Source organism: Flavobacterium xanthum, from assembly GCF_900142695.1.
In the GTDB taxonomy this organism is placed as follows: Bacteria; Bacteroidota; Bacteroidia; order Flavobacteriales; family Flavobacteriaceae; genus Flavobacterium; species Flavobacterium xanthum.
In genome coordinates this window covers 21,781-47,521 of sequence record NZ_FRBU01000005.1, presented here as the reverse complement: position 1 = coordinate 47,521, position 25,741 = coordinate 21,781, and the positions used below count along the sequence as shown (strand labels likewise).

At 35.4% G+C, this 25,741-nt stretch carries 26 protein-coding genes and 2 tRNA genes; 17 read left to right on the top strand and 11 right to left on the bottom strand.

All coding sequences use genetic code 11. The features are described from left to right. Positions 1 to 80: 80 nt before the first annotated feature. Both apaG and pruA read left to right on the top strand, forming a co-directional pair. The gene (gene apaG, locus BUC11_RS03310; RefSeq protein ID WP_073351881.1) at positions 81 to 467 is read left to right on the top strand and encodes a Co2+/Mg2+ efflux protein ApaG; all 387 of its coding nucleotides are present in this window, start codon (positions 81 to 83) and stop codon (positions 465 to 467) included. Positions 468 to 761: 294 nt separating this feature from the next. Then, complete coding sequence (pruA, locus tag BUC11_RS03305) at positions 762 to 2,390, top strand: L-glutamate gamma-semialdehyde dehydrogenase (RefSeq protein ID WP_073351880.1); 1,629 nt, start codon at positions 762 to 764, stop codon at positions 2,388 to 2,390. A gap of 162 nt (positions 2,391 to 2,552) precedes the next feature. On the opposite strand, the gene rsmG is transcribed toward pruA, so the two are convergent. Next, on the bottom strand, positions 2,553 to 3,182 hold the full coding sequence (gene rsmG / locus BUC11_RS03300) for a 16S rRNA (guanine(527)-N(7))-methyltransferase RsmG (RefSeq protein ID WP_073351879.1): 630 nt from the start codon (positions 3,180 to 3,182) through the stop codon (positions 2,553 to 2,555). A gap of 106 nt (positions 3,183 to 3,288) precedes the next feature. On the opposite strand from rsmG, the gene BUC11_RS03295 reads away from it, so the two are divergent. The 6 genes from BUC11_RS03295 (at position 3,289) to purT (ending at position 8,956) form a co-directional block, all read left to right on the top strand. Further along, positions 3,289 to 4,383 (top strand): fatty acid desaturase family protein, encoded by a 1,095-nt coding sequence (locus BUC11_RS03295; RefSeq protein ID WP_073351878.1) that lies wholly within the window; start codon positions 3,289 to 3,291, stop codon positions 4,381 to 4,383. A gap of 69 nt (positions 4,384 to 4,452) precedes the next feature. Further along, positions 4,453 to 5,640: a pyridoxal phosphate-dependent aminotransferase gene (locus BUC11_RS03290; protein WP_073351877.1), complete on the top strand. Its 1,188-nt coding sequence runs from the start codon at positions 4,453 to 4,455 to the stop codon at positions 5,638 to 5,640. Positions 5,641 to 5,981: 341 nt separating this feature from the next. Next, positions 5,982 to 6,482 carry a DUF6978 family protein gene (locus tag BUC11_RS03285; protein ID WP_073351876.1) on the top strand — a complete coding sequence of 167 codons (501 nt, stop codon included), beginning with the start codon at positions 5,982 to 5,984 and terminating at the stop codon, positions 6,480 to 6,482. Then, the gene (locus BUC11_RS03280; RefSeq protein ID WP_073351875.1) at positions 6,479 to 7,261 is read left to right on the top strand and encodes a DUF1828 domain-containing protein; all 783 of its coding nucleotides are present in this window, start codon (positions 6,479 to 6,481) and stop codon (positions 7,259 to 7,261) included. Before BUC11_RS03285 ends, BUC11_RS03280 begins: the two co-directional genes overlap by 4 nt. 116 nt (positions 7,262 to 7,377) lie before the next feature. Further along, positions 7,378 to 7,734: a bleomycin resistance protein gene (locus BUC11_RS03275; RefSeq protein ID WP_073351874.1), complete on the top strand. Its 357-nt coding sequence runs from the start codon at positions 7,378 to 7,380 to the stop codon at positions 7,732 to 7,734. A 61-nt stretch (positions 7,735 to 7,795) separates the two neighbouring features. Then, positions 7,796 to 8,956, top strand: coding sequence for a formate-dependent phosphoribosylglycinamide formyltransferase (purT, locus tag BUC11_RS03270; RefSeq protein ID WP_073351872.1), 1,161 nt, complete (start codon positions 7,796 to 7,798; stop codon positions 8,954 to 8,956). A 105-nt stretch (positions 8,957 to 9,061) separates the two neighbouring features. Here the strand turns inward: purT and BUC11_RS03265 are convergent, their stop codons facing one another. Then, positions 9,062 to 9,925: an AraC family transcriptional regulator gene (locus tag BUC11_RS03265; protein WP_073351871.1), complete on the bottom strand. Its 864-nt coding sequence runs from the start codon at positions 9,923 to 9,925 to the stop codon at positions 9,062 to 9,064. Positions 9,926 to 10,017: 92 nt separating this feature from the next. On the opposite strand from BUC11_RS03265, the gene BUC11_RS03260 reads away from it, so the two are divergent. Together BUC11_RS03260 and BUC11_RS03255 are read left to right on the top strand one after the other, a co-directional pair. Then, entirely contained in the window at positions 10,018 to 10,380 is a 363-nt protein-coding gene (locus BUC11_RS03260) for a DUF983 domain-containing protein (protein WP_073351869.1), read from the top strand. Between the two features lie 40 nt (positions 10,381 to 10,420). After that, positions 10,421 to 10,744 carry a DUF6370 family protein gene (locus BUC11_RS03255; RefSeq protein ID WP_073351867.1) on the top strand — a complete coding sequence of 108 codons (324 nt, stop codon included), beginning with the start codon at positions 10,421 to 10,423 and terminating at the stop codon, positions 10,742 to 10,744. A gap of 38 nt (positions 10,745 to 10,782) precedes the next feature. On the opposite strand, the gene BUC11_RS03250 is transcribed toward BUC11_RS03255, so the two are convergent. Then, complete coding sequence (locus BUC11_RS03250; RefSeq protein ID WP_084129494.1) at positions 10,783 to 12,426, bottom strand: hypothetical protein; 1,644 nt, start codon at positions 12,424 to 12,426, stop codon at positions 10,783 to 10,785. A 181-nt stretch (positions 12,427 to 12,607) separates the two neighbouring features. On the opposite strand from BUC11_RS03250, the gene fabD reads away from it, so the two are divergent. Beyond that, positions 12,608 to 13,483 (top strand): ACP S-malonyltransferase, encoded by an 876-nt coding sequence (gene fabD, locus BUC11_RS03245; protein WP_073351866.1) that lies wholly within the window; start codon positions 12,608 to 12,610, stop codon positions 13,481 to 13,483. A gap of 73 nt (positions 13,484 to 13,556) precedes the next feature. On the opposite strand, the gene BUC11_RS03240 is transcribed toward fabD, so the two are convergent. The 4 genes from BUC11_RS03240 to BUC11_RS03225 all read right to left on the bottom strand — a co-directional run bounded on the left by BUC11_RS03240 (position 13,557) and on the right by BUC11_RS03225 (position 16,407). Then, positions 13,557 to 13,883 carry a hypothetical protein gene (locus tag BUC11_RS03240; protein ID WP_073351863.1) on the bottom strand — a complete coding sequence of 109 codons (327 nt, stop codon included), beginning with the start codon at positions 13,881 to 13,883 and terminating at the stop codon, positions 13,557 to 13,559. After that, a complete protein-coding gene (locus BUC11_RS03235) occupies positions 13,868 to 14,062 on the bottom strand; it encodes a hypothetical protein (RefSeq protein WP_073351862.1) in 195 nt (64 codons plus the stop codon). The genes BUC11_RS03240 and BUC11_RS03235 overlap by 16 nt, the downstream gene beginning before the upstream one ends. A gap of 119 nt (positions 14,063 to 14,181) precedes the next feature. Then, positions 14,182 to 15,195, bottom strand: coding sequence for a UDP-glucose 4-epimerase GalE (galE, locus tag BUC11_RS03230; RefSeq protein ID WP_073351860.1), 1,014 nt, complete (start codon positions 15,193 to 15,195; stop codon positions 14,182 to 14,184). An 81-nt stretch (positions 15,196 to 15,276) separates the two neighbouring features. Then, positions 15,277 to 16,407 (bottom strand): DegT/DnrJ/EryC1/StrS family aminotransferase, encoded by a 1,131-nt coding sequence (locus tag BUC11_RS03225; RefSeq protein ID WP_073351858.1) that lies wholly within the window; start codon positions 16,405 to 16,407, stop codon positions 15,277 to 15,279. Between the two features lie 229 nt (positions 16,408 to 16,636). Between BUC11_RS03225 and BUC11_RS03220 the strand changes: the two genes are divergently transcribed. From BUC11_RS03220 to BUC11_RS03205, 4 genes are all read left to right on the top strand, one after another. Next, on the top strand, positions 16,637 to 17,878 hold the full coding sequence (locus BUC11_RS03220) for a 3-deoxy-D-manno-octulosonic acid transferase (RefSeq protein WP_073351856.1): 1,242 nt from the start codon (positions 16,637 to 16,639) through the stop codon (positions 17,876 to 17,878). Further along, positions 17,865 to 18,311 carry a GNAT family N-acetyltransferase gene (locus tag BUC11_RS03215; protein WP_073351854.1) on the top strand — a complete coding sequence of 149 codons (447 nt, stop codon included), beginning with the start codon at positions 17,865 to 17,867 and terminating at the stop codon, positions 18,309 to 18,311. Before BUC11_RS03220 ends, BUC11_RS03215 begins: the two co-directional genes overlap by 14 nt. Before the next feature lie 23 nt (positions 18,312 to 18,334). Then, positions 18,335 to 20,509 (top strand): S46 family peptidase, encoded by a 2,175-nt coding sequence (locus tag BUC11_RS03210; RefSeq protein ID WP_139259415.1) that lies wholly within the window; start codon positions 18,335 to 18,337, stop codon positions 20,507 to 20,509. A 193-nt stretch (positions 20,510 to 20,702) separates the two neighbouring features. Further along, positions 20,703 to 20,936, top strand: coding sequence for a PG1828 family lipoprotein (locus BUC11_RS03205; protein ID WP_073351851.1), 234 nt, complete (start codon positions 20,703 to 20,705; stop codon positions 20,934 to 20,936). A gap of 162 nt (positions 20,937 to 21,098) precedes the next feature. Here BUC11_RS03205 and BUC11_RS03200 read toward each other — a convergent pair whose 3' ends face one another. The 4 genes from BUC11_RS03200 to mutS form a co-directional block, all read right to left on the bottom strand. Beyond that, complete coding sequence (locus BUC11_RS03200) at positions 21,099 to 21,446, bottom strand: YegP family protein (protein WP_073351849.1); 348 nt, start codon at positions 21,444 to 21,446, stop codon at positions 21,099 to 21,101. 117 nt (positions 21,447 to 21,563) lie between these two features. Further along, positions 21,564 to 21,649: transfer RNA gene (locus BUC11_RS03195), tRNA-Leu, on the bottom strand. 11 nt (positions 21,650 to 21,660) lie between these two features. Further along, a tRNA-Gly gene (locus BUC11_RS03190) sits at positions 21,661 to 21,736 on the bottom strand. 147 nt (positions 21,737 to 21,883) lie between these two features. Continuing rightward, complete coding sequence (gene mutS / locus BUC11_RS03185) at positions 21,884 to 24,490, bottom strand: DNA mismatch repair protein MutS (RefSeq protein WP_073351847.1); 2,607 nt, start codon at positions 24,488 to 24,490, stop codon at positions 21,884 to 21,886. Positions 24,491 to 24,650: 160 nt separating this feature from the next. Here mutS and BUC11_RS03180 point away from each other — a divergent pair, with 160 nt between their 5' ends. Beyond that, positions 24,651 to 25,100 (top strand): DUF1573 domain-containing protein, encoded by a 450-nt coding sequence (locus tag BUC11_RS03180; RefSeq protein ID WP_073351845.1) that lies wholly within the window; start codon positions 24,651 to 24,653, stop codon positions 25,098 to 25,100. A 73-nt stretch (positions 25,101 to 25,173) separates the two neighbouring features. Beyond that, positions 25,174 to 25,710, top strand: a complete 537-nt coding sequence (locus BUC11_RS03175) for an RNA methyltransferase (RefSeq protein ID WP_073352011.1) — start codon at positions 25,174 to 25,176, stop codon at positions 25,708 to 25,710. Positions 25,711 to 25,741 lie beyond the last annotated feature (31 nt).

Below are 25,741 nucleotides of genomic sequence, written 5' to 3'. Positions count from 1 at the left end.
AAAAACTTATTTAATTTTTGTAAAACGAAATCAATTTTTTGTAAATTTGACCTTATTAAACACCCCTTCATCCACATAATATGGTTTCTCAAATAACAAGAGGCATAAAAATATCGGTATTGACTAGTTTTGAAGGCACCTACTTCAAGAACTACAAGATTCACTTTGCCTTTAGTTACGTCATCACAATTGAAAATCACAGTAAGGATTCTGTTCAATTAATTTCACGTCATTGGGAAATTTTCGATTCTTTAAATGAAATAGAAATGGTCGATGGCGAGGGAGTAATTGGCAAAAAACCAGTATTAAAACCAGGAGAATTGCATACATACAGTTCTGGTTGTTTACTATCATCCCCTTATGGCGCTATGAAAGGCCATTTTAATATGATTAATTTTACCACAACAAGAAACTTCAAAGTGATTGTACCTACTTTCAGGTTGTGCGCACCATTCGCGTTAAACTAGCTTTTTAATAGTTTCCTTTTGAGCCTATCCTGCTATCCATTTCAAGTTTTTGTACTCTCCTTTATTTTTTTCTAAGTAAAATAAGGAGCTTCTAAAGTCGCTCTTATTTCACAAGAAAAAATATAATGAGACCACAAAAAGCTTTCCATTGTTATCAGGGCTACCACACGACTATTCCTTTTTATCGCCTTTAGTTTAGCTCGAAAATATCATTTCTTTAAAGAAACCTTCGTACTTTTGTGCTTTAGTTACAAAGACACAACACCCATTTTCTAATTTTATAATTTTAAAAATATGTTAAAAGGATTTTTTCACGTACCAAAAGCAGTAAACGAGCCTGTAAAGAGCTACGCACTGAACTCTCCCGAAAGAGCAGCAGTTGATGCGGCCTACGCAGCAATGTGGAATTCTAAAATTGACGTTCCTCTTTATATCGGAAACCAAGAAGTTAGAACAGGAGATACTAAAACAATGTCAGCACCACACGATCATAAACACATCGTTGGAACCTACCACCAAGCTCAAAAATCACATATTGAAGACGCGATTGCAACGGCACTTCAAGCTAAAACCGCTTGGGCAAATATGGCATGGGAACAACGTGCTGGAATTTTCCTAAAAGCAGCTGAATTATTAGCAGGACCCTACAGAGCAAAAATTAATGTTGCAACCATGATTGCGCAATCCAAAACGGTATATCAAGCAGAGATTGATGCTTCTTGTGAGTTAATTGACTTTTTACGTTTCAACGTACAATACATGACGCAAATCTACAGCGAGCAACCTAAGTCTACTTCAGACATGTGGAACCGCGTAGAATACAGACCTCTTGAAGGATTTGTTTATGCGATTACGCCCTTCAACTTTACTGCCATCGCAGGAAACTTACCTACCAGCGCTGCCTTAATGGGGAATGTAGTAGTCTGGAAACCAGCAGCAACACAAGTATACTCTGCAAATTTATTGATGCAAATTTTTAAAGAAGCAGGATTACCTAATGGAGTAATTAATATGGTTATGGGCGACTCTGGAATGATCACTGAAACCTTATTAGCTAGCCCAGATTTTGCAGGAGTACACTTCACAGGATCTACTGGCGTTTTTAATGACATTTGGGCAAAAATTGGAACCAACATCAGCAAGTACAAAACGTACCCAAGAATTGTAGGAGAAACAGGTGGAAAAGATTTTATCATTGCACACCCATCTGCTAATTCAAAACAAGTAAGTACAGGAATTGCTCGTGGTGCTTTTGAGTACCAAGGTCAAAAATGTAGCGCTGCTTCTCGTGTTTATGTTCCACAAAGTTTGTGGCCTGCAGTAAAAGCAGAATTAGAAGCCGATTTAAAATCAATGAAAATGGGATCGCCAGAAGACATGAGTAACTTTATTACTGCTGTTATTTCTGAAACTTCCTTCGATAAATTAGCTCGTTTTATTGATCAAGCTAAAAAAGATACTGATGCCGAAGTTATCATTGGTGGAAACTATGATAAATCAAAAGGATATTTCATAGAACCAACAGTTATCTTAACTACAAACCCAAAATACACTACAATGGAAACCGAATTATTCGGACCTGTAGTTACTATTTATGTATACGAAGATGCAAAATGGCATGAGACTCTAAAGTTAGTTGATACTACTTCTGAGTACGCTTTAACAGGTGCGGTATTTAGCCAAGATCGTTATGCAATTGAAGAGGCTACTATTGCGTTGCAAAACGCAGCTGGTAACTTCTATATCAATGACAAACCTACAGGAGCGGTTGTAGGAATGCAACCCTTTGGTGGAGCAAGAGGATCAGGAACCAATGACAAAGCAGGATCTATGCAAAACTTATTGCGTTGGACATCAGCAAGAACAATCAAAGAAACTTTTGTAACTCCAGTTGATTACAGATACCCGTTTTTAGGAGAGTAAATCCCCCTAACCCCCGAAGGGGGAACTAAAATAAAAACCCACAAGATTCAAATTCGTTTGAAATCTTGTGGGTTTTGTTTTTGAATATCATTGTACTGAATGAAACAATCGGATAACGAGAGCAACAAATGTGATTGCTTCGTTCGGTGTAATGACTTATGACTACAATTGAAACTTCAACGGCACATGCACTACTTTCTTCGTTTCAAAAAATTCATCTTCGAAAAAATCAGCTAAGTTATATTCCGTAGCTTTTGGAAAATCCTTCAACTCTTCGGTTAAGTCTCCTCCTTTTAGATAGAGAATTCCGTTTTTTAATTCGTGTTTGTTGTTCTTTTTGATTTTGGTTTTCACCCAAGAAACAAAATCCGGCATATTGGTTACGGCACGACTCACGATAAAATCGAAATCCCCTTTCACATTTTCGGCGCGTAATTGTTCTGCTTTTACATTTTTCAATTCTAAACCTTCGGCAACCGCCTGAACCACTTTTATTTTTTTGGCAATAATATCAATCAAATGAAAACGGGTTTCTGGAAAAAGAATCGCCAACGGAATTCCTGGAAAACCACCACCGGTTCCTACATCTAAAACATACGTTCCAGGTTCAAAATTTATAATTTTGGCAATTCCCAACGAATGCAGAATATGTTTGGTGTACAAAGCATCAATATCTTTTCTCGAAATAACATTGATTTTTTCGTTCCAATCATGGTATAAAAAATCCAGCTTTTCGAACTGTTCTTTCTGAATATCAGTTAAATTAGGAAAATACTTAAGAATCTCGTCCATCTATTATTTTTTTTAACAAAAGTAATACTTTAGAGTTAAAATATTTATCTCAATTTTGTATATCGAAAAATTTATAATAATTACCTTTGAACTTTATTGAAAATATATGAATAATAATGCGCCAACATTTGCGAAGCAAGACAGCTTAAAGTTTTTTAGAACACTTAACTCACGGGTTAACAATTACTTCAAAGAAAACAACATACAAAAAACGGGAAATTGGAAACTATATCTGAAAACTATAATTCTCTTCTCCGTTTTTCTTGCGCCCTATTTTTTAATTCTAACACTTGGTATGCCATTTTGGGCACATTTGTTATTGACCATCGTTATGGGAATTGGAATGGCCGGAGTAGGAATGAATGTGATGCACGATGGGAACCACGGATCGTATTCTAATAAAACTTGGGTGAACAAATTCATGGGTGGAACCATTTATGTTTTGGCAGGAAATGTGCACAACTGGCAAGTACAACACAATGTTTTGCATCATACCTATACAAACATTCCTGGTCACGATGAGGACTTAGACGCAGGACGTGTTATTCGCTTTACAAAAGATGCAAAATGGTACAATTTTCACCGTTTTCAACAATATTATTCTGTTTTTCTTTATGGATTGCTAACCTTCAACTGGGCAATCACAACTGATTTTAAACAGATGCGTAACTATATAAAAAGAAAATTATCGTACGGAGAATTAAAAAGTCCGAAAGTACTTTGGACGACTTTAATCATTACAAAAGTAATCTACGTTTCTATCTGGATTGTTTTACCAATCGTTATTGGAATCACATGGTGGAAAGTATTAATAGGCTTTTTCGTAATGCATTACACTGCAGGACTAATTCTGAGTGTTGTATTCCAATTGGCACACGTTGTAGAAGAAACAACCAATCCATCTCCAAATGAATTAGGCGAAATGGACAATACTTGGGCGATACACCAATTGTTTACCACTACGAATTTTGCACCTAAAAACGCTATCATAAACTGGTACACTGGCGGATTGAATCACCAGATCGAGCACCATATTTTCCCAAATATCAGTCACGTACATTATGGTAAAATTGCCAGTATCGTTAAAGAAACGGCTCAAGAATGCAACTTACCTTATTACGAATACAAAACAATGCGAAGTGCCGTTATTGCTCATTTCAAACATTTGAAAGAGTTGGGAATGAAACCGGAACTTACCTAATCATAATAACCTAAAGATGTGCTGCAGTACCTCTTTAACTAATAAATAAACTAACTACAACCTATTACAATGAATCCATTATCCGATAGAATAAACAATTTATCTACGTCTCAAACCTTAGCGATGGCAGCTTTGGCCAGAGAATTAAAATCACAAGGAAAAGACATCATCAGTTTAAGTTTAGGCGAACCTGATTTCAATACGCCAGACTTCATCAAAGAAGCGGCTAAAAAAGCGATTGACGAAAATTACAGTACGTATTCTCCAGTAGAAGGCTATTTAGAATTAAAAGAAGCCATCTGTAGAAAATTCAAAAGAGACAATGATTTAGAGTACAAACCATCTCAAATTGTAGTTTCAACAGGAGCAAAACAATCCTTATACAACATTGCACAAGTAATGTTAAACGATGGTGATGAAGTAATTTTACCAGCACCATATTGGGTTTCGTATTTCGAAATTGTAAAATTATCCGGTGGCGTTCCTGTAGAAGTTCCTACTTCTGTAGATACTGACTTCAAAATCACACCAGAACAATTAGAAGCAGCCATCACACCAAAAACAAAAATGATGTGGTTCAGTTCTCCTTGTAATCCAAGTGGATCTGTTTATAATAGAGAAGAATTAACGGCTCTTGCTAAAGTGTTGGAGAAATATCCAAACGTTTATGTAGTTGCTGATGAAATCTACGAACACATCAATTTCTCAGGGACTTTTTGCAGTATTGCATCTATCCCGGGAATGTTAGAAAGAACAATCACCGTAAATGGAGTTGCCAAAGCTTTCGCCATGACCGGATGGAGAATCGGTTATATTGGCGGACCAGAATTCATTGCAAAAGCGTGTACCAAAATTCAAGGTCAAGTAACTTCAGGAGCAAATTCTATCGCACAACGTGCTACTATTACCGCTTTGGATGCTGATCCAAGTGTTCTAAAACACATGGTCGACGCTTTCCATAGCCGTAGAGATTTAGTCGTAGGATTATTAAAAGAAATTCCAGGAGTAAAAATCAACGTTCCAGAAGGCGCTTTTTATGTGTTCCCAGACGTGTCCTCTTTCTTCGGAAAAACATTGAAAGGAACGTTTATCAAAGATGCCAATGATTTCTCTATGTACCTTTTGGGCGAAGCCAATGTAGCAACCGTAACCGGTGACGCTTTTGGAAATCCAGATTGTATCCGTTTTTCTTACGCAACCAGCGAAGAATTACTAATTGAAGCCTTACGCCGAATCAAAGAAGCGGTAGCGCTATAGTCAAAAGTCATAAAGTTGAACGTTGGAAAGTCAAAATTCTAACTCATACTATACAAACAAAGCCTCAAGATCTTCTTGGGGTTTTGTTGTTTTTGGGCGTGACCACAAGGGTCGGGCTTTTCGTTGCAATCTTTATATTTTTAAAGAAAAAATATAAAGGATTTCCACTGCAATCCCTCACGCGGAACCTACGCAAACCGAATCTATCCCAACACCTTAAGCATAACTCAATATTTACTAAAATATCACTAAAAAATAAAACATTAGAAATCACCAACTTTGTAATATTATTTCTATATATTAACTTAAGGAATGAATCGTCATAAATAATATTTTGGAAAATGTTTACAAACCAAGAAGCTAAGTATTTATTAGATCTAGAAAAAAATTTAGTTAATCCTTATCAAACTATAGATCTAAAAAACAAAAAAAATAGAATTGAATTAATTTCTAATCAAGATTCTGATTACGCCTTTTGGATTGAGATAACTACAAATCAAAAAATAATCCTTAAAACTTCAATTCATCATTTAGAAAGTAATTCTCATATTGGACTTCTTAGAATTGATTTTAAAGGAGGTCATCATAATCCTGAAAACAGTAAAGATACATTACCAGAATTTCTAAAACCATATGCTGATAAATGGTTTCAACCGACCGAGCCACATATGCATATTTATGTTGAAGGATACAAACCTCTAGCTTGGGCTATTCCGTTAACAGAAATTGATTTTCAACCTAAAGAAATTAATCAATCATCTGATTTGTCGGATTTAATATTTAACTTTGCTAGAAGGATAAATTTAAAATCCATAATCAATATACAACAAGCACTGCTTTGAATTGGGTAAACACATCTGTCGACAATTATTATAATTGGTTAAGAGAAAAAACTTTTATCCAAAAAGACCTTAATACGGATTGGTTTTTAATCAACACACCTTTTATTGGTGCTTTTAACGATACAATTGAAATTTACGCTAAAAAAAATGGTTCTTTATTAAAATTGAGTGATAATGGAGAAACAATATCTAATTTAGAAATTCAAGGATTACAAATTCAAGGATCTAAAAGAAGAAAATCCTTATTAGACTCAATATTAATTAATTACGGCGTGAAAATTGACAATGACGAATTGGTGATTGAAACTAATATTGATAAATTTTCACAATCAAAACATAATATTCTTTCAGCAATAATTGAGATAAATGACCTATATGTTTTATCAAACCATAATGTTGCATCAATATTTAAGGAAGATGTTCGAAATCATTTAGATTCCCAGAATATTATATTTACGCCTGATTTTATTTCAAAAGGTTCGACTGGATTAGAATTTAATTTTGATTTTCAAATTGCCCTAAGAGATAAGGAAATAGTAATTAAATCTTTCAATACTATTAACAAATCGAACTTGCCTACATTTTTATTTTCATGGGACGACATTAAACCTGTTCGAGAAAAAATTACAAAAAAAAATGTAACAGCTATTGCTATAATCAATGATATTGACAAAGAGGTAAAAACTGAATTTCTAGAAGCACTAAAATCTAAAAATGCTAATTTCATTCTTTGGTCTGACAAAGATTCCGTTGAAAATAAAAAATTACTTGTTGCTTAAAACGTTTTAGATTTTTAAGTTCTAGCAACAAATTATCGCTCTACCTTCCTGCGAACAAAGTTTATAAGAGAAGCAATTGAGCTTGATTAATAGAAGTAATCAAAACCCAAACCATCATGTTTACCGCCATAAACCCAAAGTTACCCATGAGTAACAAAGCCATTACAAAGGATTTCTACATAAACCAATTAGGTTTTCAGGAATGGGGCAATGGAGATTATGACGCGTATTTGATGGTGCAAAAAGACAATATTGAAATTCATTTTTTTGAGTTTGCTGCCCTTGATGCTGTTGAAAATTACTCGGGAGTTTACATTCGCACGCAAGATATCGAAACTGTTTATAGCAACTTCTTAAACAACGGTGTTATCATTCATCCCAATGGTCCTTTAGAAATCAAACCTTGGGGACAAAAAGAATTTTCAATTTTAGATCCAGATCATAATCTATTGACTTTCGGGCAAAGTTTGTAGCGAATTTGCAGTCATAAAAAAGCAATTTAGTATTTTTACATATTAATTAAGACTTCAAAAAATGAAAATACTACTTCTAGGCTCAGGCGAATTAGGAAAAGAATTTACAATCGCTGCACAACGCATCGGGCAAACCGTAATTGCCGTTGACAGTTACGAAAATGCGCCTGCTATGCAAGTGGCTCATGGTTTTGAAGTCATCAACATGTTAGACGGAGAAGCGTTAGACAAAATCGTTGCCAAACACCAACCTGATTTCATTGTTCCTGAAATAGAAGCCATCCGCACCGAGCGTTTTTATGACTATGAAAAACAAGGAATCACCGTAGTTCCCTCTGCGAAAGCGGCAAACTTTACCATGAACAGGAAAGCAATTCGGGATTTAGCTGCTAAAGAATTAGGATTAAAAACCGCAAATTACCGCTATGCAACAACCGCCAAGGAATTGCAAAAAGGTGTTGAAGCCGTGGGAATGCCTTGCGTCGTAAAACCCTTAATGTCTTCGTCCGGAAAAGGACAATCCACCATAAAAACCGAAGCGGATGTCGAAAAAGCATGGAATTATGCCGTGGAAGGTTCCCGTGGTGATGTGGTCGAAGTAATTGTAGAGGCGTTTGTCAAATTCAATTCGGAGATTACTTTATTGACCGTGGTTCAAAATAATAATCCTACTTTATTTTGCCCGCCAATTGGTCATAGGCAAGAACGTGGCGATTATCAGGAAAGCTGGCAACCGGCCAGAATTTCTGACAAGGATTTATACGAAGCACAAGACATGGCTGAAAAAGTAACCGAAGCTTTGGGTGGCGCAGGACTTTTTGGAGTCGAATTTTTCTTGGCTGATGATGGTGTTTATTTCTCGGAATTATCGCCTCGTCCACACGACACCGGAATGGTAACTTTGGCCGGAACGCAAAACTTTAATGAATTTGAGTTGCATTTACGAGCGATTATGAGTTTACCTATTTTCGAAATTACATTAGAAAAAAACGGTGCGAGTGCTGTAATTTTAGCCTCGGAAAACTCCACAAACCCTAGTTATACTGGAATAACGGAAATAGCAAGTTTACCAAGAACTGATTTCAGAATCTTTGGTAAACCCACTTCAAGACCGTACCGAAGAATGGGCGTAGCTTTAGTCAATGATACTTTAGAAACTCCAATTGAAGAAGTGGTAGAAAAAGCAAAAAAAGCAGCTAGTTTGGTTACCGTGCATTCATAATTGAATAGTGATAGTATTGTCAAGTCGAGCGCAGTCGAGACTAACTGTTGAATCTCGACTGCGCTCCACTCGGCAACCTTATGAATTAAACGGCATTGATCCCCATTAATTTTTAAAAATGCGAAAGTTCGAAGGAGTGATTCCAGTGTTTTTTTTAAACAAACGTGTAAAATAAGAATAATCATCAAAGCCTAATCGCGTTGCAATTTCATTGACAGTAAACTTTTTATCCATCAACATGCGTTTTGCTTCGAGAATGATTCTGTCTGTAATTACTTCGGTAGTGGTTTTTTGTAGCATTTCATTGCAAATCCTGTTCAAGTGTTTCAAAGTTATGGCCAATTGCGATGCATAGAAAGAAGGTGCTTTTTCTATTCTAAAATTATTCTCTAAAACCGTTTCAAACATTTTAATTTTCACATTGTAGGAATGTGCTTCGTGCAGATGGGTTTCACTATATTTTCTGGCAATTTCAATATGGATAATGTCTAATAAGTTCATAATTTTATCTTGATTCAAAAGCTGATCCGATTGCGTTTCTGCAATCAGACTTTCAAAATAAGGGAGAATTGCTTTTGATTCGGTTGCATCAAAAATCATTTCCGGCTTATTATCCACGGAAGAATAAAACGGATAATCCCCAATGGTTTTTTGTCCAAAATATAGATTATACATTTCCTGTGAATAGAAAATTACAAATCCTTCCACATCATCAGACAAATGCCAATGATGCATTTGTCCGGGTTGCAGGAAAAACATACTACCCTGCTGAATCGCAAACACATCAAAATCAATTTCATGTGTTCCCGAACCTTTGGTAAAAAAGACTAGAACATAGGAATTATGTCGGTGCGGTTCCTCTACAAAACTATGATCAATTAAATGATTCTTGAAGGTATTAATGTACAAATCACTATTCACTGAATTACAGTTAAATCGCTGAATGTTATAAATAGGATATTTTTTCATTTTGCTCAAAATGTCTTTATTGTGCTATTATAAGCGAATATAGAAAACATTCATGACATGAATAAAGAATACCTTTGATAAAAATTATAACGATGTCAAATTCTATCGTACACATACTGAATAATGATTGCCCTCACTGTCTTCAAGGGAAAGTTTTCAAAGAAAAAAATATTTTCTTACACATTGGGTTTCCCAAAATGAATGAATATTGCCCGCATTGCAACAATAAGTTCGAGAAAGAACCTGGCTATTTTTATGGCGCCATGTATGTGAATTATGGTCTGACAGTGGCGCAAAGTATTGCTACGTTTACTATTGCTCAATTTTTCTTTACTGAAAATTTTGATTTACGAATCATACCAATTATTGCCGTGGTGATTTTTGCCATGGCTTCTATTAATATTCGTCTTTCCCGATTATTATGGATTTACATGTTTAAAAATTATTCGATGTAAAAAAACCAGTATCTTAGCTAAAGTAAAAATTGAAACATTTATGAAAAAGTTACTATACTTAGCTATTTTATTTTCTGCAACACTTGCAAGTGCTCAGGTTAAAGATAAAAAAGAAGAACCAAAACCTCAAATTGTTGAAGCATCTTGTGGACAATGCCAATTTGGAATGGAAGGACACGGTTGTGAATTAGCGGTTCGCATGGACGGAAAATCCTATTTTGTTGACGGAAGTTCTATCGATTCCCACGGAGATGCACATGCCAGTGATGGTTTTTGCACCGCTATTAGAAAAGCGGAAGTTGTTGGTAAAGTCGTTGATAATAAATTCAAAGTCACCTCATTTAAAGTATTACCTAAAAAATAAAAAAAGGGCTTAAAGAAAATTCTTTAAGCCCTTTTGAACTACTTCGATTTCATACTTGATTTGAGATTGATGTTCTCAAAACTGGAAACATCTATTACTTCTTCTAAATCCACATCAAAGGAAATTTGTATACTATCGCCCACCATTGTTACTGGCAATTGATTTGATATTTGTGAGGAACCTACAAAAATATTCGGATAATCTTTCACCTTGAAATAATAAAAGCTATTCCCATTTTTGACATCATTCTGAATTCGGGTCACCACTGATTTAAGTATTTTTTTATTGGAAACACTATTCGGATTTATTTTATTATCCGACATATTATAAACGTTTTTAAACGAAGTCAACGTTTCTCGCATTGTATTGCCCACGCCCACAATCGTATAATCTGAAATGGCGACCATCGCAAACATTTTAACCAATCCACCATCATCTTTCAGTGTCATCACATACGTGGGAATGTTATTGATATTATAAGGAATAGGCAAAGAAGCCTTGTATCCTTTTTCTTGAACTTTCCCTTGCGCGGAACTTTGAGCAGCAAATTCAGTTGCACCACCTTGTTTGTAAAAGGTAGTTTCTTTAGTTCTGGTATCTACTAGTACAAAACCCACTGCCGACTCATCTTTCCCCACCGAAGTCAATCCAGTATACCAATACGATTTATCGTTCTTTCCGTAAACCAATGTCAAACCTTCTGTAATTTGAAGTTTGTCCGCGTTAGAAAAATTCCAATACCCGTGCACATATTCACCCCAATCGTTCAATTGATCTTCAATAAATTCCAAGGGCTGGATTCGATCCACCCATTTTGGAGTTGCAGCAATAGCATACTCATTCATAGTACCAGATTGTGCATCAACGACAATAGTTCCAATAGCTTCTTTTCCAGCAAAACCAATTTTTTTCGCATATTTGGTAACAATCCAAAATGGTTTTCCTGCATCATCAATTTCAAAACTAAAATCAGCCAAACCAACAGTAGCATTGCCGTTAAAATAAACGTGTCTGTGAATATCACTTTGAAAATAAGCTCCTGGTTGGTATTTAATTTTGATTGCTACCTCACCCACTTGTTGAACTAATTTCACATCCCGTTCATTGGTTGCAGAAACCATAACATAGCCGGCTGTTCCTTCTTGGTTTTTAAACCATTTAAAAAAACCCGAATGCAATAATGGCGCAACCCAATACAAATTGTTGTTTACTTTTTGAATACAAAAATCACCTAATTCTACTTGACTTCCTAGAGCAGGTTGCGAACCTAAAACTTTTTCTCCCAAAAGATGGGCTAATTCCTCATCAACCACACGGATTTTATCAATAGAAATTGGAGCAATATGATTGGTGATTTTTTGGCCGTTTTTAACCTCGCCTATTAGTTCTTGATAGGAACTACTTCTAAACATTTTTAAACTAGTTACAAAAGGAAGTACAATACAATACACTAAAAGCATTCCTGCCAGAATAGACAAAAACTTATTTGGCTTGGAAACGATCTTAACTTGTTTGGTTTGCTGTGAAACGGAAAGCCCTATTGAAAACAAAATTCCAAGAATCACCAACAGTAAAAAAATAACAGCAAAACCAGTAAAACCATAATGAAGTACAGGCAGGTTGATGTAAAAAAGTAAAAATCCAAAAAGGAGTAAGAACGCAATGGAGAAAATCTTTTTCATAATATTCAATCTTTATAGTTTCTAATTAGTCTTTAATACTGCTAAATGTTACACTTAAGAAAGCGTCAATTTTAAAGAATAGAGTAACCTGATTTGCAATACCACAAAAAATAGTATTTTTGCATCCCGATTGAAACTAACTTTTCAATCTACAAATTTTTTCAATCTTTAAAGTAAACACATGAAAGCATACGTATTTCCAGGTCAAGGCGCGCAATTTACAGGAATGGGTAAAGATTTATATGAAAACTCTCCACTTGCAAAAGAATTGTTCGAAAGAGCAAATGAAATTTTAGGTTTCCGCATCACAGACATCATGTTTGAAGGAACAGCCGAGGAATTGAAAGAAACCAAAGTGACGCAGCCAGCCGTTTTCTTGCATTCAGTGATTTTAGCAAAAACATTAGGTGAGGAATTCAAACCAGAAATGGTAGCGGGACATTCTTTAGGTGAATTCTCCGCTTTAGTAGCTAATGGTGCTTTGTCTTTTGAAGACGGTTTAAAATTAGTTTCACAAAGAGCTTTAGCCATGCAAAAAGCCTGCGAAATTAAGCCATCTACAATGGCTGCCGTTTTAGGATTGGCTGACACTATTGTGGAGGAAGTTTGCGCTTCGATTGACGGAATTGTAGTAGCTGCAAATTATAACTGCCCGGGACAATTAGTAATTTCAGGAGAAACATCAGCAGTAGAAAAAGCATGTGAAGCAATGAAAGCTGCTGGCGCAAAACGGGCGTTGTTGTTACCTGTTGGCGGTGCTTTTCACTCTCCAATGATGGAGCCAGCAAGAGAAGAGCTAGCGGCAGCCATTGAAGCGACTACGTTCTCTACTCCTATTTGTCCGGTATACCAAAACGTAACAGCAAGTGCAGTCTCAGATCCAAACGAAATCAAAAAGAACTTAATTATTCAATTGACTGCTCCAGTAAAATGGACACAATCTGTACAACAAATGATTGCTGACGGTGCTACTTTATTTACGGAAGTAGGTCCAGGAAAAGTATTAGCTGGACTAATTGGAAAAATTGATAAAGAAGCGGTTACTGCGAATGCTTAATCCCTTAACTTCCGAAGGGAGAACAAATACAATCCTCATAAATACATTTTTATGAGGATTTTTAATTTAAAAATCAGAATTCTTTAGCCTCATCGCAATGATTATTTAAAATTCCAGTAATCAAGAATACGAACTCCTGTCTTTCAAAGAATATGTACCAAGTGGTTCGATTATTCGCTTTGTAGAAAATGTAATGTGATCCTAAATAGCGGAGCTTTTGTGTCGTTGGTTTGTGAGTACTTAATCGTAAGTTTTCAGGAACAGAATCATAAATTTTAGAAACATATTCTTCTGCCGTTTCTATAAACCCAAAATATTCTTTTTTATACAAAAGACGAACTAGGTCATCCAAAAAATCAATCACGTGCGGCGTGAAAACAACTTTTATTTTCCCCACCATCCTCTAATTCTTCTAATAGATTCCGCTTTTGCTTCCTCGGGAGTGTACCCTTTTTTCACTTCTTCGTCAAAATCAAAAGTAGCTCTATCAATCCCTTTGAACTTAATTTTTGAAGTTTCGTAATCTATTGAAGGCTCTTCGGCTTTCGTATTTTCAGATTTCTTTTTTTCAGCATCCATGATTCATTTCTTTGTGTAACGAATTTACAACAAATAACTTAAACGAAAAAATCCCAAATTATCGTTGTGATAATTCAGGATTTTAAATATGTTTTCTAGAGAGACTATGTAGTTTATCGCTACGAACGAATTTTCTGTTCCCATTTCCAAGCACTCGCCATCGCTTCTTCAAGCGTAGATTGCGCTTTCCATCCTAAAACATCGTTCGCTTTATCGGTATTGGCGTAAGCCGAAGTTATATCACCTTCTCTGCGTCCTACAATTTTATAAGGCAATTTTTTACCACTCACTTTTTCAAAAGTATGGATCACTTCTAAAACGGAGCTTCCGGTTCCGGTTCCTAGATTAAAGGTTTCTACTTTAGTGGTATTTTTTTTGTTCAGTAAGCGTTGTAAAGCGACTACATGGGCTTTCGCCAAATCGACTACGTGAATATAATCGCGTATTGCTGTACCATCTGGAGTAGGGTAATCATCTCCATAAACAGCTAATTCTTTACGCAATCCATAACCGGTTTGTGTTATAAACGGCACTAAATTCTGAGGAACTCCAATAGGCAATTCCCCTATTTCAGCGGATGGATGTGAACCGATAGGATTAAAATAACGTAATAAAATAGCATTGATATTAGTTACCTTGGCAGTATCAGTGATAATCTCCTCTCCTATTTGTTTTGTGTTTCCATACGGAGACATTGCCGTTTGAATAGAAGCATTTTCAGTAATCGGCATGGTTTCGGCCTGACCATAAACCGTACATGACGAGCTGAAAATGAAATTTGCTTCCGGTTTTTGCTGCAATTCCTGCAAAACATAAACCAAGGCATTGATATTATTTTCATAGTACAACAACGGATTTTCAACACTTTCTCCCACTGCTTTCGAAGCTGCAAAATGAATGACACCTGAAATATCATGATGTCTTTTGAAAAAATCCTGCACTTTTTCTTTTTCACGCAAATCTAATTTTTCGAAAGCCGGAACTTTTCCCGTAATATTCTGAATTCCATCTAAAACACTCAAGGAAGTATTTGATAAATTGTCTACAACTATCACTTCATACCCTTCGTTTTGCAATTCAACTACGGTATGAGATCCTATAAAACCCAAACCTCCTGTAACTAGTATTTTCATGATTTCTATTTTTATACAAACGCGATGTATTGCGTTCTTTCATTTATAAAAAAGATGCGATACATCTCGTCTCTACTAAAATTATCCTAAATATTCTAAAACGGAATCCGTAATAAACTTAATTTGCTCGTCATCTAATTCAGTGTGCATTGGCAATGAAAGTACTTCCGTCACTAATTGATTGGTTACCGGAAAATCTTCTTCTTTATAACGGGAATCCGCGTATGCTTTTTGCGAATGCAACGGAATTGGGTAATAAATAGCGCAAGGAATTCCTTTGTCCAGTAAATGCTGCATCAAACCATTCCTATCAGCATCTATGATTCGCAACGTATATTGATGAAAAACGTGGCAGTCACAAATATCACAAATACTTGGCGCAACAATATTTTTATGTCCTTCAAAAGCAGCCGAATATTTCCTAGCTGCATCTTGTCTGGCTCTTCCATATTCATCTAACAAAGGCAATTTAGCGTTCAAAACTGCAGCTTGAATACTGTCTAAACGAGAATTTACACCTACAACATCATGGTGGTATCGCTCATACATTCCGTGATTTACAATGCCGCGAAGTTTGTGTGCCAAAGCATCATCATTCGTGAAAATCGCTCCACCATCGCCGTAGCATCCTAGATTTTTGGAAGGAAAAAATGAAGTCGCTCCTACATGTCCAATCGTTCCCGCTTTCTTTTTAGTCCCATCCGAAAATTTACAGTTGGCACCAATCGCTTGCGCATTATCTTCGATAACGTATAAGTTAAATTCTTTGGCGATAGCCATAATTGCTTCCATATTGGCGGCACGACCAAACAAATGTACCGGAACAATCGCTTTTGTTTTTGATGTAATCGCTTTTTTAATACCTTCAATGGAAATATTCATATTGTACAAATCCACATCCACTAAAACGGGTGTCAGTTGCAATAAAGCAATAACTTCCACTGTCGCAGCAAAAGTAAAATCGGCAGTAATAACCTCATCACCTGGCTTTAAATCCAATCCCATCATAGCAATTTGCAACGCATCGGTTCCATTTGCACAAGGAATTACGTGTTTTACGTCAAGATATTCTTCTAATGATTTTTGAAATTCATGAACCTGAGGTCCATTAATATAAGTATTAGTGTCTAAAACTTCCTGAATAGAAATGTTAACGACGTCTTTTATTTTTTCATATTGACTTTTTAAGTCAACCATTTGGATTTTTTTCATTGTAATTTATGTTTAATGTTCGAAAGATTCCCGTTTCTAAAAACCGCAGATACTTTCATAAAACGAAGAACAAAAATAGTTATTTATGAGTTGAAACCAATGCAACCCACAGTAAAAAAAGATAATATTACAATGAAATAAAAAGGGAGTTCCTAACACCCAAAATTTAAATATTGCTGCGGAAGAAATTAAAATAAAGAAAACGTATTTTAGCCCAAAAATTTAAATGATGCTTTCATTATATAACTTAATCGTTCATTTTGCTGGTTTTTTACTAAAAATCATGGCGCTTTTCAGTCCAAAAATGAAACTTTTTGTGGATGGACGGAAAGTAGTTTTTCCGGTTTTGGAACAAAAAATAAAAGCTAATGACAAAACAATCTGGTTTCATGCCGCTTCTTTGGGAGAATATGAGCAAGGTTTACCTGTGATTGAAAAAATTAAAGAGCAATTTCCTTCACATAAAATAGTAATTACTTTTTTCTCTCCTTCAGGCTATGAAGTTCGTAAAAACAATACTGTTGCTGATGTTACCGTGTATTTGCCCTTGGACACCCAGAAAAATGCACAACAATTTCTGAAACTCGTTCATCCGGATTTGGTGTTTTTTATTAAATACGAATACTGGCCCAATTATTTAGCCGAGCTCAAAAAATCAAATACTAAAACCTACCTGATTTCCGGAATTCTTAGAAAAAATCAACTGTTTTTCAAATGGTACGGTGGCTTTTACAGAGAGGCATTAAATACATTTACCTACTTTTTTGTGCAAAATGAAACTTCCAAAAAACTACTGCAGCAGTTGGGGAAAACCAATGTTGCCGTTTCCGGAGATACCCGATTTGACCGAGTAGCCACAATTTTAGAAAAAGACAATTCACTGGATTTTATTTCTGATTTTAAAGACAATACAATAACAATTGTCGTAGGAAGTTCGTGGCCAAAAGATGAAGATTTATTAGTGAATTTTATTAATTCAAATACTTTCAATGTCAAATTTATACTTGCGCCACATAATATTAAAGAACAACAAATTCAACAATTAAAAAACAGCATCACTAAAAAAACTGTTTTGTTCTCTGAAAAAGAAGGAAAGAAGTTGGCTGATTTCGAAGTTTTTATCATTGATACGATCGGCATTTTGACCAAAATCTACAGTTATGCGGATATTGCATATGTGGGCGGCGGTTTTGGGAATCCGGGAGTTCACAATGTATTGGAACCGGCCACTTTTGGCGTTCCAATCGTTATTGGACCCAACTATTCGCATTTTGCAGAAGCAATCGCGCTGGTCAATATGGAAGCCTGTGTTTCGGTTACCAATCAAAAAGAATTAAATGAAGCGCTTGAAAACCTAATACGCAATGACGACATTCGAAGGGAGAAAGGTCACATATCTAGCACTTTTGTAAAAATGAATGAAGGCGCCACTGCCATCATTTTAAAAAATATTTTGAATGATTACATTTAAAACCCTAACACTTTCTGATATAGAAACCGTCGTCTCCATGATGCAGGAATTCTATGCGATTGATAATTATCCAATGGACATTGACGTATCTAAAGCTTTATTTCAAGAATTTATTTCCAATGAAAATCTGGGAAAAGCTTGGCTCATTTTTTCTGACAATGAAATTGTAGGATATATTATTTTGACTTTTATATTCAGTTTCGAATACCAAGGCAAAATTGCTTTTTTAGATGAATTGTATTTGAACGAAAATGCTCGAGGCAAAGGAATTGGAAGTCAAGCCATACAATTTATAGTAGAGGAAAGTAAAAAATTAGCACTACAATTAATATATCTAGAGATAGAAAATCACAATCAAAACGCACAAAAATTGTATATTGCCAGCGGTTTTGAATTACATAATCGAAAATTAATGGCATACAAAACCAGATAAAATTGCAAACTAAATACATAAACATGAAATTTTTAAAACTATTCCTATTATTATTCGTCTTGCAGACACAAGCCCAACAAGGTGGTATGTGGATTCCTTCGCTACTGAAAGGAATGAACGAGACCGAAATGAAAAATCTGGGCATGAAAATGTCTGTACAAGACATTTATGACGTGAATCAGTCAAGCATGAAAGATGCGGTTCCACATTTTAACGGAGGTTGTACATCAGAAGTTATTTCTCCAAAAGGATTGATTTTAACCAATCACCACTGCGGATATTCACAAATCCAATCCCACTCTACTGTCGAAAAAGATTACTTGACAGATGGATTTTGGGCCTACAAAATGGAAGACGAATTGCCTAACGAAGGTTTGACAGTAACTTTCATTGTCAAAATAGAAGATGTAACCGTTTCCGTTCTAGAAGGAACTACAACCCTGACAAATGAATCTGAAAAACAAAAGAAAATTCAAGAAAATATTTCGGCATTAAGTAATTCGTTGCCAAAGGAAAATTGGCAGGAAAATAAAATCCGTACCTTTTTCGAAGGCAATCAATACATGCTTTTTGTAACAGAAACCTTTACGGATGTTCGTCTAGTTGGCGCTCCACCTACATCAATAGGGAAATTTGGTTCCGATACAGACAACTGGGTTTGGCCGCGTCATACCGGAGATTTTTCATTGTTCAGAATTTATGCTGACAAAAACAATCACCCGGCTGCCTATTCAAAAGAGAATGTTCCTTACACTCCAAAACACTTCTTACCTATTTCATTGGATGGCGTAGCCGAAGATGATTTTACTTTGGTATTTGGTTACCCAGGAAAAACAAACGAATATTTACCTTCGGTTGCCATTGAGCAAATTGTAAACGAACTGAATCCTGCCAAAATCGAAATCAGAGATAAAGCCTTAAAAGTTGCCGATGGTTTTATGCGAAAAGACAACGCTATCAAAATTCAATACGCTTCAAAATATGCAAGTATTGCCAATTATTGGAAAAAATGGATTGGCGAAACGCAAGGCTTACAAAAATCAAATGCAGTTGCTGTAAAAAAAGAGTCTGAAAAAGCCTTTCAGCAAAAAATAGCAAAAGCAGGCAAAGAAAAAGAATACGGAACGCTCTTAGCTGATTTCGAAAAAAACTATACGGAAATTGCGCCTTATGCTGTAGCAAGAGACTATTTTACAGAAGTAGTACTGCGCAATACTGAATTGTTGAGTACTGGATATAGATTATATCAATTGGAGCAAGTATACAATGCTAGAGGAGAGCAAGCTTTCAATGACAGAAAAAACAATTTGATTACTGGACTGGCTGATTTTTACAAAAATTTCAATGCAACTGTTGATGAAAAAGTTTTTGAACAATTAATTGAATTGTATGCTACCAAATCCCCAAAACAATTTTTACCAAAAGGGTTGGTGAATGTCAACGCTAAAAATCTAGCTTCGGAAGTTTATACCAAATCTCAACTGAAAAATTACGCCGGTTTGAAACAATTGCTATCCGGCAATGCCCGTACTGTTTTAGCAAATTTAAATAATGATCCGGGTTTCTTGCTTGTAAAAGAATTAGCCGACAAATATTCTAAAGAAGTTGCGCCAAAATACGACGAACTGAACTTAACGATTACGGCATTGCAACGCACGTACATGAAAGCGCAATTAGAATTGAATAAGGAAAGCCGTATTTTTCCTGATGCTAACAGCACCTTACGTGTAACCTACGGAAAAGTAAAAGGATACGAGCCTAAAGATGCTACAGTGTATACTCCAGTAACGTATTTAGACGGCGTAATGGAAAAATATATTCCAGGAGACTATGAATTTGATGTTCCTACTAAATTGATTGATTTATACAAAACAAAGGATTACGGTCCTTATGGCGAAAATGGAAAAATGCCTGTATGTTTTATTGGTACAAATCACACCACAGGAGGCAATTCAGGAAGTCCGGCAATTGACGCTAATGGAAACTTAATAGGACTCAATTTTGACAGAGTTTGGGAAGGAACAATGAGTGATATTTATTACGATCCAAGTATTTGCAGAAATATCATGGTCGATATCCGTTACGTACTGTTCATTATGGACAAATATGCAGGTGCAAAAAACTTAATCAGCGAATTAAAACTAGTCCACCCAAAGAAAATTAAACCCTTGAAAAAGAAAAACTTACAAAAAAAATAGCCGCAAAATAAGGCCTCGCGAACGCTATCAAACAGTAATGACCCATTTATACTCACTGGCATAATAATTGGTGTCTGTTTGTATGTTGACAAAAAATATTATTTTTTAAAAAAAAAATAAAAAAATATTTTACATATTAAAAAATTTATATCTTTGCCACGAATTAATAATTAACCTTTTATATTAAATTAAGATGAAAAAAGTATTTTTAAGTTTAGCTGCTGTTGCTGTATTGACTGTTGTATCATGTAAAAAAGCTGACGCTCCTGCTGAAGATTCTGCAACTGCTGTTGATTCTGCTGCTATGGTAGTTGATTCTGCTGCTATGGTAGTTGATTCTGCTGCACAAGTTGTTGATTCTGCTGCTGCTGCTGCTACTGATGCTGCTGAAGTTGCTACTGATGCTGCTACAGAAGTAAAAAAATAATTAGAACTCAAATTCTAAAAATTTTAAAGCCATCCGCTCTGCGAGATGGCTTTTTTAATTTGTAACAGTTTCCTCAACAAGAAACAGCTTTACAGAACAAAAAAAAGAGAGTCTTGGCTATATACCAAGACTCTCTTTTTTTTATCAATTCAATTAAAAACCTCAATCAATAAAAATAAAATCATTTACTGAGAAATCTAATATTTCAGATACAGAACCATATTTTATGATTTCGTCAATTCCCTTTTGTAAACGTAAAGAAGTAGTATACTTTCTGCTTGTTGCAAAATGAGTATCTCCAAGCATCAATTTGAAATAAAACTTCCCACTAGAAGATTTAAATTTCAAAAAATTAGCTGATTGCATATTCGTTTTAAATCTTTCGATATCTTCTTCACACTCAAACTTGAGTTCATAACTCAAACTTGTAAAAACAACTTTTCCCTTTCTAGAAGTAAATACGAATTTATATTCATCGTTGTATCGTTTACTGATAACAAAAGCCCCCATAACATTTCGTGTTAGTAAAAATTAAGCAACAGTACTCCCAATAGCATTTTTAATAAGATTTCTTTTCTTGGCTGAATAAAAGCCATAAAAAAAGCTCCTTCTTTCGAAGGAGCTTTGTACTCAGAGCGGGACTTGAACCCGCACGAACATTGCTGTTCACTGGATTTTAAGTCCAGCGTGTCTACCAATTTCACCATCCGAGCATTATGTGGTGTGGAGCGAAAAACGGGGCTCGAACCCGCGACCTCGACCTTGGCAAGGTCGCGCTCTACCAACTGAGCTATTTTCGCATTTTCAATTCTTAGAAAGAACCGCGATACTTGTTCTGTATTGCGGATGCAAATTTAGGACATTTATTGAATTACACAAGCCTTTTTTGCAAAAAATTTAAAGATAAAAGTTAACCTTCTGATAACGTAAACTTTAAAACGAAAAATTTATTTTCGGGTCAACATTCTTTTAATTTCATTGAGTTTCATCAGTGCTTCCATCGGAGTAATGGTATTGATGTCCAAATTTAAGATCTCTTCTTTGATCTCTTCCAACAAAGGATCATCCAGATTAAAAAAGCTCATTTGCATGTCGTCTTGCGCTGCTTTAATCCCGTTTAACGCATCACTAGAATGATTCTTTTCCAATTTTTTCAATAGCTTTTGTGCTTTCAAAATTACAATCTGAGGCATTCCGGCCATTTTTGCTACGTGTATTCCAAAACTATGAGCACTTCCTCCTTTGACCAATTTTCGAATAAAAAGTACCGTATCTTTCAATTCCTTTACAGCCACATTATAATTCTGAATTCTAGGCAATGATTCACTCATTTCATTCAATTCATGATAATGCGTTGCAAACAAAGTTTTAGGCTTAGAAGGATGTTCGTGCAAAAACTCTGCAATTGCCCAAGCGATAGAAATCCCATCATACGTACTCGTTCCTCTTCCAATTTCATCTAAAAGCACTAAACTACGATCCGAAATATTGTTCAAGATGGAAGCTGTTTCATTCATTTCGACCATAAAAGTAGATTCACCCATCGAAATATTATCGCTGGCTCCCACTCTTGTGAAAATTTTATCTACAATTCCCATTCTCACGCTTTCTGCAGGAACAAAACTTCCCATTTGAGACAAGAGCACAATCAAAGCGGTTTGACGCAAAATAGCCGACTTTCCGGACATATTAGGACCCGTAATCATGATCAATTGCTGTGTTTCTCTATCTAAGAAAACATCATTCGCAATATAAGGCATTCCAACAGGCAATTGTTTTTCGATAACGGGATGCCTTCCGTTTTTAATTTCCAGTTCGAATGTTTGATCGAGTTCCGGGCAAACATATTTGTTTTCAATAGCCAATTGCGTGAACGAACAAAGACAATCCAACTGTGCTATTAAATTAGCATTCATCTGAACAGGCTTTATGTAAGTTGCAATCCAACTGACCAACTGTTCAAACAATTCTACTTCTATTTTATGAATTTTTTCTTCGGCACCGAGGATTTTCGTTTCATATTCTTTTAATTCTTCGGTAATGTATCGTTCTGCATTGACCAAGGTTTGTTTCCGAATCCATTCCGTGGGAACTTTGTCCTTGTGCATATTCCTCACTTCGATGTAATATCCAAAAACGTTATTAAAAGAGATTTTCAACGACGAAATTCCAGTTGCTTGTGATTCTCGTTTTTCAATTCCTTCTAAAAATTCTTTTCCAGAAGTTGATATTGCCCGTAGCTCATCTAATTCGGCATTGATTCCTTTTGCAATCGCATTCCCTTTGGCAATAGCCACAGGAGCATCTTGATTTAAAACCGTTTTAATTTTTTCACGCAGCAATTCGCAACTGTGCAAACTATCACCGATTACTTTTACAGCTTCTTGCGGACTTTCCAGAGCCAATGTTTTTATTGGAATAATTGCATCTAAGGATTCTTTCAAATACACCACTTCGCGAGGTGATACTTTTCCAGCAGCAATTTTTGAAATCAACCGCTCTAAATCGGAAATCTGCTTGATTTGATTTTGGATGTTTTTCAGAACGCTTTGATTTTCTTTTAAATAAGAAACCACTTGGTGTCGACCTTGAATTTTATGACTGTCTTTTAACGGCAATGCCAACCAACGTTTTAGCAAACGCCCCCCCATTGGCGAAAGCGTTTTATCAATAACATCAAGCAGCGTGACCGCATTTGGATTATAACTGTGATACAATTCTAAATTTCGAATCGTAAACCGATCCATCCAGACATAAGCATCTTCGGCAATGCGCTGAATCGCTGTGATGTGCTGCACTCTATTGTGTTGCGTTTCGGACAAATAATACAAAATAGCGCCCGAAGCAATAATTCCTTCTTTGAGTTCTTCGATTCCAAATCCTTTCAATGAAACGGTTTGAAAATGTTTAGTCAAGGTTTCGAATGCGTAATCTTCCTTATAAATCCAGTCTTCGAGATAAAAACTATGGTAATCGTCACCGAAAATTTCCCGGAAATCACTTTTATTGTTTTTTGGAATCAGAACTTCACTTGGATTAAAATTCTGTAAAAGCTTATCAATATATTCCGCGTTTCCTTGAGCTGTCAAAAACTCTCCTGTGGAAACATCAAGAAAGGAAATTCCTATAGATTTATTTGCAAAATAAATAGATGCTAAAAAGTTATTCGTTTTAGATTGTAAAACCTCATCATTCATTGAAACTCCTGGAGTTACAAGTTCAGTAACACCACGTTTCACAATAGTTTTAGTCATTTTAGGATCTTCAAGCTGATCACAAATAGCTACACGAAGTCCAGCCTTAACTAATTTTGGCAAATAGGTATTTAAGGAATGATGCGGAAAACCTGCCAAAGCCGTTTCCGTCTCAGAACCCGCTCCACGCTTAGTCAAGACGATTCCTAAAATTTTAGAAGCACGGACGGCGTCTTCACCAAATGTCTCGTAAAAATCCCCCACACGAAACAAAAGACAAGCATCAGGATATTTCCTTTTTATCTCGTTGTATTGTTTCATTAACGGTGTTTCCTTAACTACTTTATCTTTAGATGCCAATGGTTTTGTGTTTGAAATTAAATAAAATTTAAGCGAATTTATAGATTTTAAAACAAAAATGCGATCTCCTCCAAAAATTAAACTATTTTTTTAAGAGAATATTAAGGCGTAAATTCTAATTTTTACATAGATTTGTGAATATTTATAAAATTAAACAAAGATGAAAAAAATAATTGCTCTAGCCTTGCTAGTTACTTTAGGAGTTACTACTTCTAACGCACAAGAAACATCAAAAAAATTAAAAGCAACAAATACTAAAGTTGCAACTGCAAAAGTAAATGGAGCAGGAATGGTATTCGTAACTGAAACCATTGACTACGGTACTGTAGCTTACAATTCTGATGGTCGTCGTGAATTTGTTTTTACTAATAACGGTAACAAACCATTAATCATAACTAATGCTCAAGGTTCATGTGGTTGTACTGTACCAACATATCCAAAAGAGCCAATTGCTCCAGGTGCAAAAGGTGTTATTGGAGTAAAATATGATACTTCAAGAGCAGGACAAGCATTTACAAAAACGGTAACTTTGACCACAAATGCTGTTGTACCAAGTAAAACACTTACAATAAAAGGAAATGTTTCAGCTGCTGATGCTGCAAAAAGCTAAATTTTAGAAAACAATAAAAAAAAGCTCCCTCCTTGTCGGGAGCTTTTTTATGCATAAAAATCCCAAAAAAAATATGAGAAAGCTTGAAAACAGCGAATTGGAGCGAAAATCCATTGAAGATTTTAAACAATCGGAAAAAACACCCCTTATTTTGGTTTTAGATGATATTCGCAGCTTGCATAATATAGGTTCTGTTTTTAGAACTGCTGATGCTTTTTTAATTGAAAAAATTTATTTGTGCGGCATTACCGCTACTCCTCCTAATAAAGAAATTCACAAAACAGCCCTTGGCGCCACTGAAACAGTTGTTTGGGAACATCACAAAAATGTATTAGAAGTAATTGAAAATTTAAAAAAAGAAAACATAATCACACTTGCCATAGAACAAGTGGAAAGCGCTATTTTTCTACAAAATTTTGAAGTTAAAAAGGGAGAAAAATATGCTTTAGTTTTTGGAAATGAAGTCTATGGCGTTTCTCAAGAAGCAGTTGCCTTGTGCGATGGTTCTATCGAAATCCCGCAATTAGGCACCAAACATTCTTTGAATATATCTGTAAGCGCAGGGATTGTGGTTTGGGATTTATTTTCTAAAATGAATTGGCCGAAATAAAGTTGCTTTTTTTAGCATAAAACGTCTACTT